Source organism: Burkholderia sp. Ac-20344 (genome assembly GCF_017104975.1).
Lineage (GTDB): Bacteria > Pseudomonadota > Gammaproteobacteria > Burkholderiales > Burkholderiaceae > Burkholderia.
Genome location: NZ_JAAGPP010000104.1, coordinates 26682 through 34387, shown reverse-complemented (window position 1 = coordinate 34387; position 7706 = coordinate 26682). Strand labels below are relative to the sequence as shown.

The window sequence follows — 7706 nt, the reverse complement described above, 5'->3', positions numbered from 1 at the left end:
GCCGCCGGCCTCGGCGAGCAGCGCAGCCGCGTGATCGACGCCCTGCGCGGCGAGCCAGGCCGCGGCCGCGTCGGGCGCCGGCACGGTCATCGGCCACTGCCGGCAGCGGCTGACGATCGTCGGCAGCAGGCGGTCGATGCGCGCCGACACGAGCAGGAACACGACGCCGGACGGCGGTTCCTCCAGCGTTTTCAGCAACGCGTTCGACGCGGCGACGTTGAGCGCCTCGGCCGGATACAGCACGACAACGCGTGCACCGCCGCGGTGCGAACCGACCCCGCAGAAGTCGAGCAGCGCGCGCACCTGCTCGATCTTGATTTCCTTGCTCGGCGCACGCGTCTTCTTGCCGCCTTCGTCCGCATCGGCCGCCTTCGCGTCGTCCGCGGCGCCCGGCGCCTCGCCCGCCAGCGCCTCGGGCAGCACGATCCGGTAGTCCGGATGATTGCCCTGCGAGAACCAGGTGCAGGCCGCGCAAGTGCCGCACGGCTCGCCGTTCGGCTGCGGCGATTCGCACAGGAAGCCCTGCGCGAGATGCTGCGCGAACTGCAGCTTGCCGATCCCGGCCTGGCCATGCAGCAGCAGCGCGTGCGGCCACTGCGCACGCAGTTGCTGCAGGCGGTTCCAGTCGTCGGTCTGCCACGGATAGATCATGTGGTGCGTTCCTTGCGAATTACAGCGCGGCGAGCACGCGTTCGAGCTGCTGGCGGATCTCGGGAATCGACCGCGTCGCATCGACGATCGCGAAGCGGTGCGGCGCCTCTTCCGCACGCCGCAGGTATTCGCCACGCGTGCGCGCGAAGAACGCGTCGGACTCGCTTTCAAACTTGTCGGGCATGCGCGCGGCGCCGCGGCGCTCGCTCGCGACCTGCGGCGCGACGTCGAACAGCACCGTCAGGTCCGGCTGGAAGCCGCCCTGCACCCAGCGCTCGAGCGTCTCGAGCTTGTCGCGCGGCAGCCCGCGGCCGCCGCCCTGGTACGCGAACGTCGCGTCGGTGAAGCGATCGGACACGACCCAGTCGCCGCGTGCAAGCGCCGGCTCGATCACGAGCGCGAGATGCTCGCGGCGCGCCGCGAACATCAGCAGCGCTTCCGTCTCGAGATCCATCGGCTGGTTCAGCAGGATCTCGCGCAGTTTCTCGCCGAGCTGCGTGCCGCCCGGCTCGCGGGTGACGACGACCTGCCGGCCGGCCGCGGCCAGCTTGCCCTGGAGGCGTTCGCAGAACCATTGCAGGTGGGTGGTCTTCCCCGCTCCGTCGATGCCTTCGAACGTGATGAATTTACCGCTCGCCATTATTGACCTCGTATGTACTTGTCCACGGCCTTGTTGTGGTCGCCGAGCGTGTCCGAGAACACGCTCGTGCCATCGCCTTTCGCGACGAAATAAAGCGCGCTCGTCGGCGCCGGATTGATCGCCGCCTGCAGCGCGGCAATGCCCGGCAGCGCGATCGGCGTCGGCGGCAGCCCGCGTCGGGTGTAGGTATTGTAAGGAGTGTCGGCCTGCAGGTCGCGCTTGCGCAGGCGGCCGTCGTACGCGTCGCCGAGCCCGTAGATCACCGACGGATCGGTCTGCAGCGGCATGCCGATGCGCAGCCGGTTCGCGAACACGGCCGCGACGAACGCGCGGTCGGCCGCATGGCCCGTTTCCTTCTCGACGATCGACGCGATCGTCAGCGCTTCGTAAGGTGTCTTGTACGGCAGGCCCGGCACGCGCGCGGCCCAGGCCTCGTCGAGACGCGTCTGCATCAGATGGTACGCGCGCCGGTAGATGTTCAGGTCGCTCGTGCCCTTGTCGAACAGATAGGTATCGGGGAAGAACAGCCCCTCGCCGCTGCCGCGCTGCACCGCGGCGTCCGACGCGCCAATCGCGCGCAGCAGCTCGGCATCGCTCATGGCGGCCGTCGAGTGAGCAAGATCGGGGTTCCCATCGAGTTCCGCGCGCATCCGCTTGAAGGTCCAGCCTTCGATGACCGTCGCGACGTACTCGTTCACGTCGCCGCGCGCGATCTTCTGCAGTACCTCGTAAGGCGTGATGCCGGTCTTGAATTCGTAGTTGCCGGACTTGAGCCGGCTCGACAGCCCGAGCACGCGCGTCATCGCGACGAAGCCGAGCGGCTCGACCGGCACGCCGCCGTGCTTGAGCTGCAGCGCGACGCTCTTCACGCTGCTGCGCGGCTTGATCGTGACGTCGAGCGATGCGGAACCCAGCAGCAGCGGCCGGGTTGCCCAGTAATACCCGCCGCCCGCGCCGGCAGCGGCCACAACGACGGCCAGCGCCACGATCGTCGCGGCGCATTTCTTCAGTAGGGACATGGAAACGTGACTCAGGTAAGACCCATATAATACTTGCTCGCCTCCGTCAAAGTCAGGGTTGACTGTTCCCTCATTCCATGAGCACACCGTTCGCTTCACCGGCAGTCCAGGCCGCACCCGCCTCGCTCCCCGTTTTCCCCCGCCCGTCCGCCGCCGAGTTCGACGCGCCGGGCGCCTGCATGCCGCTGCCGCAGTTCGGCGTGATCGACGTGGCCGGCGACGACGCCGCGACGTTCCTGCACAGCCAGCTCACCAACGACGTCGAGCATCTCGACGCCGCGAGCGCGCGGCTGTCCGGCTATTGCTCGCCGAAGGGGCGCCTCCTCGGGTCGTTCCTCACGTGGCGCGCCGGCCACGGCGTGCGTCTGCTGATCTCGAAGGACGTGCAGCCCGCCGTGCAGAAGCGGCTGTCGATGTTCGTGCTGCGCGCAAAGGCGAAGCTGACGGACGCGAGCGACGCGCTCGCGGTGGTCGGCTTCGCGGGCGACGTGCGCGACGCGCTGTCGGGCATCTTCGACGCACTGCCGGACGGCGTGCACGTGAAGGTCGACGGCCCGGCCGGCACGCTGATCCGCGTGCCCGATGCGGCCGGCCGCAAGCGCTATCTGTGGATCGGCCCGCGCGCGGAAGTCGACGCGCGCCTCGCCGCGCTCGGCGGGTCGCTGCCGGTCGTGTCGCCGGCCGTCTGGGACTGGCTCGACATCCGCGCGGGCGAGCCGCGCATCACGCAGCCGGCCGTCGAACAATTCGTGCCGCAGATGGTCAACTTCGACGTGATCGGCGCCGTTAACTTTCGCAAGGGGTGCTACCCGGGCCAGGAAATCGTCGCGCGCAGCCAATACCGCGGCACGATCAAGCGCCGCACCGCGCTCGCGCACGTCGCCGGCGAGACCGATACCGTGCATGCTGGCGTCGAGCTATTCCACAGCGACGACCCCGGCCAGCCGTGCGGGATGATCGTCAACGCGGCAGCCGCGCCCGCGGGCGGCGTCGACACACTCGTCGAGATCAAGCTTGCCGCGCTCGACAACGGCACCGTGCACCTCGGTTCGGCCGACGGCCCGGTGCTCGCGTTCGATACGCTGCCGTACGCCTGGCCGACGGAAGCGTGATGCACTGACAACCCGTTCGCGCGCCGGCTCGCGAGTCGCAGCCGGCGCCCGATGTTTCCTGCGAGAGATTCGCCCGATGTGTCTGATTGCCTTCGACTGGCAGCCCGATGCTGCCACCGGTCCCGTCTTTACCCTCGTCGCCAACCGCGACGAGTTCTTCCGCCGGACGAGCGCGCCGCTCTCGTGGTGGGAAGATGTACCGGGCGTACTGGCCGGCCGCGATCTCGAAGCGGGCGGCACGTGGCTCGGCGTATCGCGCGACGGCCGCTTCGCCGCGCTGACGAACTACCGCGCGCCGTTCGATATCCGCGCGGGCGCGCCGACCCGCGGCAAGCTCGTGTCCGATTTCCTCGGCGGCCCCTCCGTTGCGCCGCTCGACTATCTCGGGCAGCTGGCCGAGCATGCGGCCGTGTACAACGGCTTCAACCTGCTCGTCGGCGACTGGCGGCGGCGTGAACTCGCGTGGTTCTGCAATCGCGCGCCCGAGGGCGAAAGCGGTGCCGCCGCGCCCGTCGCGATCGCACCGGGCGTGCACGCGCTGTCGAATGCGCGGCTCGATACGCCCTGGCCGAAAGTGGTGCGCAAGCGCGCGGAGCTCGGCACGCTGCTCACCGACAATCCGCCCCCGTCGCTCGACGAGCTGATCGCGCTGCTGCGCGACCCGCATGTCGCGGACGACGACGCGCTGCCCCACACGGGCATTCCGATCGAGCGCGAGCGTGCGCTGTCGGCCGCGTTCATCGAGACTCCCGAATACGGCACGCGCGGCACGACCGCGCTGCGCGTCACGATGAAGGAAGGCGTGCGGCTGACGGTCGAGATCAAGGAACGCTGCGACGACGACGGCTCGCACCGCACCGTCCGCCCGGGCACGTTCGAGCGCGCGTTCACGTTCGACCTCGACGCGACGCCGCCGCGCTGAGCGCGCGAGCGGGCGCCGTGCTACGGCGCCCGCGCCATCTCGACGTGCGGTACGCCGGCTTCGACGAACGGTTCACCGACCGCCGCGAAGCCGTGCCGCAGGTAGAACGACACGGCCGAATCCTGCGCGTAGAGCCGTACGACGATTTCACCGCGGCGCCGCGCGGCATCCAGCAGCGCGTTCAGCACGGCTGACCCGACGCCCTGCCCGCGCGCGTCGGCCAGCACCGCGACGCGGCCGATCGTGCCGGACGGCAGCAACCGCCCCGTCGCGACCGCGCGGCGTGCGCCGGTTGCCGGATCGACCCGGTACGCGACCGCATGGAGCGACAGCGGATCGTCGTCGTCGAGCTCCCATTCGGGCGGAATCTGCTGCTCGCGTACGAACACCGCGTCGCGGATCCGCGCGGCGTCGCCGCCCAGTACCGTCCAGTCGCCCGTTTCCACCACGCCGTTCGTCATCGCAGCTCCCATGCGGCGCGTATGCCGCCAAACAACCGCCGTCAAACGTCGTCGAATGCGGCCTTCAGCGCCGCGACCGCGTCGGCATGCGCGGCCCGCACCTCGGGCACGTAGCCGCCCATCTTGAAGAATTCGTGGATCATCCCCGGATAGCAGACCAGCGTGACCGCGTTGCCCGCCGCGCGCAGCTTGTCCGCATACGCGGCGCCCTCGTCGCTCAGCGGATCGTATTCGGCCGTCGCGATCCACGCCGGCGCGACGCCCGCAAACGACGGCGCATCGCGTGTGCCGTCGAGCGGTGCGAAACGCCAGTCGTCGCGGTCCGCCCGATCGCGCACGTATTGCGTGAAGAACCACTGGATCGTGTCCTGCGTCAGCAAGTAGCCATTCGCGAGCCGTGCGTGCGATTCGGTGTCCTGGAAGCCCGTCACGCCCGGATAGATCAGCATCTGCAGCGCCAGGCGAATGCCCGCGTCGCGTGCGAGCACCGCGCAGACGGTCGCAAGCGTGCCGCCCGCACTGTCGCCGCCGACGGCCAGCCGCTCGGCATCGATGCCGAACGTGGCGGCCTCGCGATGCAGCCATTGCAATGCATCGTCGGCGTCGTTCACCGCGGTCGGAAACCGGTGTTCCGGCGCGAGCCGGTAGCCGACCGACAGCACCGCGCACTGCGCATCGTGCGCGAACATCCGGCACAGCGCATCGTGCGTATCGACGCTGCCGACCGTGAAACCGCCGCCGTGGTGGTAGACGAGCGCGGGAAGCGGCTCCGCGAGGCTCGGCGCGACCGGCAGGTACAGCCGCGCACCGATCGTGCGGCCGTCGCGCGTCGGCACGACGCATTCCTCGACCGAATGCATCGGCGCCGGCGCGACGTCGAGGATCGGCGCGCTCTTCTCGTACGCGGCACGCGCCTGCTGCGGCGTCTGGTGGTGATAGGACGGACGTTTCGCGCGCTCGATCATGTCGAGCACCTGGGCGATCTTCGGATTCAGCGGCATCGGTTAGGACGGCGCCGGTGCGACGCCGTGAACGGACAAGCGTGCATGATGCCATGCGCGCGTCGTGCGGGCGTGGTGCGCTTCGTGTGTCGAAATCGCGGCCTCCTTCGGCCCGCTGCGAATTGCGTTCGACATGCACATGCGTCCCGCAAAACAAAACGGCCCTGCCCGTGAAGCGGCAGGGCCGTGCGGCCGGGCGGTTACGCGTCGCTCGGTCCGGGCTGGGCATCCGGCGCGGTGCGCGAGCGTTGCCGCTTGATGTCGCGGCCGACCGCGAGCCGCCGCATGTACTTGAACGTGCCGAGCGCCTTCGCGACGAAATTGCCGTCGCTGTCGCGCACTTCGCCTTCGCAGTAGGCCATCGTCGTCGAGCGATGCATCACGCGCCCGTAAGCGCGCAACTCGCCGCGCCCCGGCTGCATGAAGTTCACCTTCATCTCGACCGTCACGACGCCGACGCCGTCGTCGGTCAGGCTGCGTGCGGCCATCGCGAGCGCGATGTCCGCGAGCGTCATCGTCACGCCGCCGTGCGCGATGCTCCACGTGTTCATGTGCCGCTCCTCGAGCGGCAGCACGAGCTCGCTCGCGCCGTCCTTCGCGGACACCAGCTGCACGCCGAGCAGGTCGACGAACGGGCTTTCGATCGACGGGCCGTCCGTCGGGGTTGCCGCGTCGCTCATCGCGCGCTGTCGACGAGGTAGTCGACGCACTCGCGCGATTCGGCCACCGCGACGACGAATTTCTTCACTTCCTGGTGAACCGGGTGCACCTGGTAGGCATCGAGCGCGGCCTTGTCCGCGAAATCGGACACCAGCACGATGTCGGCCGTCGCGTCGAGGCCGGGCGTCGCCACGCCGACGTCGATCTGCAGGGTGCCCGGCACGAGATCGCGGCAGCCTTCGAGCTTTTCCTTCAGCTTCAGCGCATTCTGTGCGCGCGTCGCGCCTTCGGCCGATTCTTTCAACTTCCACATGACAATATGTCGGATCACTTCGGTTGCTCCTGTTCGTGTTGATTCGGCGACTTGCCTGTACCCCTTGCCAGCCGGGCATCTTACGCCCTGCCACCGTTCGCTTGCGTTCGCCGGAAATCGAGCCCGGCCGAGAAAGACTCGGGCAATAAAGCGGGTCGCGTTCCGACCACCCGAAAACGATACCCGCTTTTCAGGGCGCCACTTGGCGACGTCAAGATCCGGCAAGAGAAGGCAGACGACAAGCCTACCAAACTTGCCGACGGCATGGCCTGCATCTTTGGGTGAGTCCGTCCGGCTCCAACGCAGGCTGTACCGATACGGCATTGCCGGGAAGGCAATCCATGCAGCAGTACCTGCCCTATGCGACACGGTCGTCTGCTTGAGCCTGCGCCAAAAAACCTGCGCTCCCGCCCCTTCGATCGATCATCGACGCTGCGCGTGCAACACGCCCCGTCAACTCGACATCTTTGGCGGCCACGTGTGGCTTTCAGCCTGGCAATGCCGACACCACGCGTAAAGCGCGTCGTACATCACCAGACCGTGCTCCAGCATCTCGTGATCGTCGGAAAACAGATGCGACAAACCGAGCGATATCGCATAGAGCCCGCTGGACTGCGGTGTCAAGTCGAGCCGCGACGTATCCGCGCCGCGCACGATGCTCGCCATCTGCTGCAAGACGCCATCGTCACCGAGACCGTATTTGTCGAGAAACGCATCGAAGCTGCATTTCTCGCCGGCATGCGTCAGTTCCACGCCCGGAATATCGTAGGGGATCGCGCCGGTCTCGCCGGCGACCCGCAGGACGTCAGCCGGCGAAACGTAGAGGAATTCCGGCGTCTCGTCGATGAAACGGGCGATGAGCCAGGGGCAAGCGACCCGGTCGATCTTCGGACGTTCGCGCGTAATCCACTTCATGACAGTCTCCAC

General features: G+C 68.3%; 10 protein-coding genes. 2 read left to right on the top strand and 8 right to left on the bottom strand.

What is annotated here, in order from left to right:
• The 3 genes from holB to mltG all read right to left on the bottom strand — a co-directional run.
• A partial coding sequence (holB, locus tag G3N64_RS27190; RefSeq protein WP_205786669.1) for a DNA polymerase III subunit delta' occupies positions 1–651 on the bottom strand: 651 nt, incomplete at its 3' end.
• A gap of 19 nt (positions 652–670) precedes the next feature.
• Positions 671–1291, bottom strand: a complete 621-nt coding sequence (tmk, locus tag G3N64_RS27185) for a dTMP kinase (protein WP_205786668.1) — start codon at positions 1289–1291, stop codon at positions 671–673.
• Entirely contained in the window at positions 1291–2310 is a 1020-nt protein-coding gene (gene mltG / locus G3N64_RS27180; RefSeq protein ID WP_205786667.1) for an endolytic transglycosylase MltG, read from the bottom strand. Before mltG ends, tmk begins: the two co-directional genes overlap by 1 nt.
• Positions 2311–2387: 77 nt before the next feature.
• Between mltG and G3N64_RS27175 the strand changes: the two genes are divergently transcribed.
• Together G3N64_RS27175 and G3N64_RS27170 are read left to right on the top strand one after the other, a co-directional pair.
• Positions 2388–3422 carry a folate-binding protein YgfZ gene (locus G3N64_RS27175; RefSeq protein ID WP_205786666.1) on the top strand — a complete coding sequence of 345 codons (1035 nt, stop codon included), beginning with the start codon at positions 2388–2390 and terminating at the stop codon, positions 3420–3422.
• Positions 3423–3498: 76 nt separating this feature from the next.
• A complete protein-coding gene (locus tag G3N64_RS27170; RefSeq protein ID WP_205786665.1) occupies positions 3499–4344 on the top strand; it encodes an NRDE family protein in 846 nt (281 codons plus the stop codon).
• A gap of 20 nt (positions 4345–4364) precedes the next feature.
• Here the strand turns inward: G3N64_RS27170 and G3N64_RS27165 are convergent, their stop codons facing one another.
• The 5 genes from G3N64_RS27165 to G3N64_RS27145 all read right to left on the bottom strand — a co-directional run bounded on the left by G3N64_RS27165 (position 4365) and on the right by G3N64_RS27145 (position 7694).
• A complete protein-coding gene (locus tag G3N64_RS27165; RefSeq protein ID WP_205786664.1) occupies positions 4365–4805 on the bottom strand; it encodes a GNAT family N-acetyltransferase in 441 nt (146 codons plus the stop codon).
• A 41-nt stretch (positions 4806–4846) separates the two neighbouring features.
• Positions 4847–5806, bottom strand: a complete 960-nt coding sequence (locus G3N64_RS27160) for an alpha/beta hydrolase (protein WP_205786663.1) — start codon at positions 5804–5806, stop codon at positions 4847–4849.
• Between the two features lie 200 nt (positions 5807–6006).
• On the bottom strand, positions 6007–6486 hold the full coding sequence (locus G3N64_RS27155; protein WP_011352338.1) for a PaaI family thioesterase: 480 nt from the start codon (positions 6484–6486) through the stop codon (positions 6007–6009).
• On the bottom strand, positions 6483–6797 hold the full coding sequence (locus G3N64_RS27150; RefSeq protein ID WP_039367048.1) for a Dabb family protein: 315 nt from the start codon (positions 6795–6797) through the stop codon (positions 6483–6485). Before G3N64_RS27150 ends, G3N64_RS27155 begins: the two co-directional genes overlap by 4 nt.
• 435 nt (positions 6798–7232) lie before the next feature.
• Positions 7233–7694 (bottom strand): chromate resistance protein ChrB domain-containing protein, encoded by a 462-nt coding sequence (locus tag G3N64_RS27145; RefSeq protein WP_205786662.1) that lies wholly within the window; start codon positions 7692–7694, stop codon positions 7233–7235.
• Positions 7695–7706: the final 12 nt, after the last annotated feature.

Bases quoted from the DNA above. Each gene is read 5' to 3' on its own strand.
- G3N64_RS27170 (WP_205786665.1), top strand. From the start codon at position 3,499: ATGTGTCTGATTGCCTTCGACTGGCAGCCCGATGCTGCCACCGGTCCC.
- mltG (WP_205786667.1), bottom strand. From the start codon at position 2,310: ATGTCCCTACTGAAGAAATGCGCCGCGACGATCGTGGCGCTGGCCGTC.
- G3N64_RS27155 (WP_011352338.1), bottom strand. From the start codon at position 6,486: ATGAGCGACGCGGCAACCCCGACGGACGGCCCGTCGATCGAAAGCCCG.
- tmk (WP_205786668.1), bottom strand. From the start codon at position 1,291: ATGGCGAGCGGTAAATTCATCACGTTCGAAGGCATCGACGGAGCGGGG.
- G3N64_RS27175 (WP_205786666.1), top strand. From the start codon at position 2,388: ATGAGCACACCGTTCGCTTCACCGGCAGTCCAGGCCGCACCCGCCTCG.
- G3N64_RS27145 (WP_205786662.1), bottom strand. From the start codon at position 7,694: ATGAAGTGGATTACGCGCGAACGTCCGAAGATCGACCGGGTCGCTTGC.
- G3N64_RS27165 (WP_205786664.1), bottom strand. From the start codon at position 4,805: ATGACGAACGGCGTGGTGGAAACGGGCGACTGGACGGTACTGGGCGGC.
- G3N64_RS27160 (WP_205786663.1), bottom strand. From the start codon at position 5,806: ATGCCGCTGAATCCGAAGATCGCCCAGGTGCTCGACATGATCGAGCGC.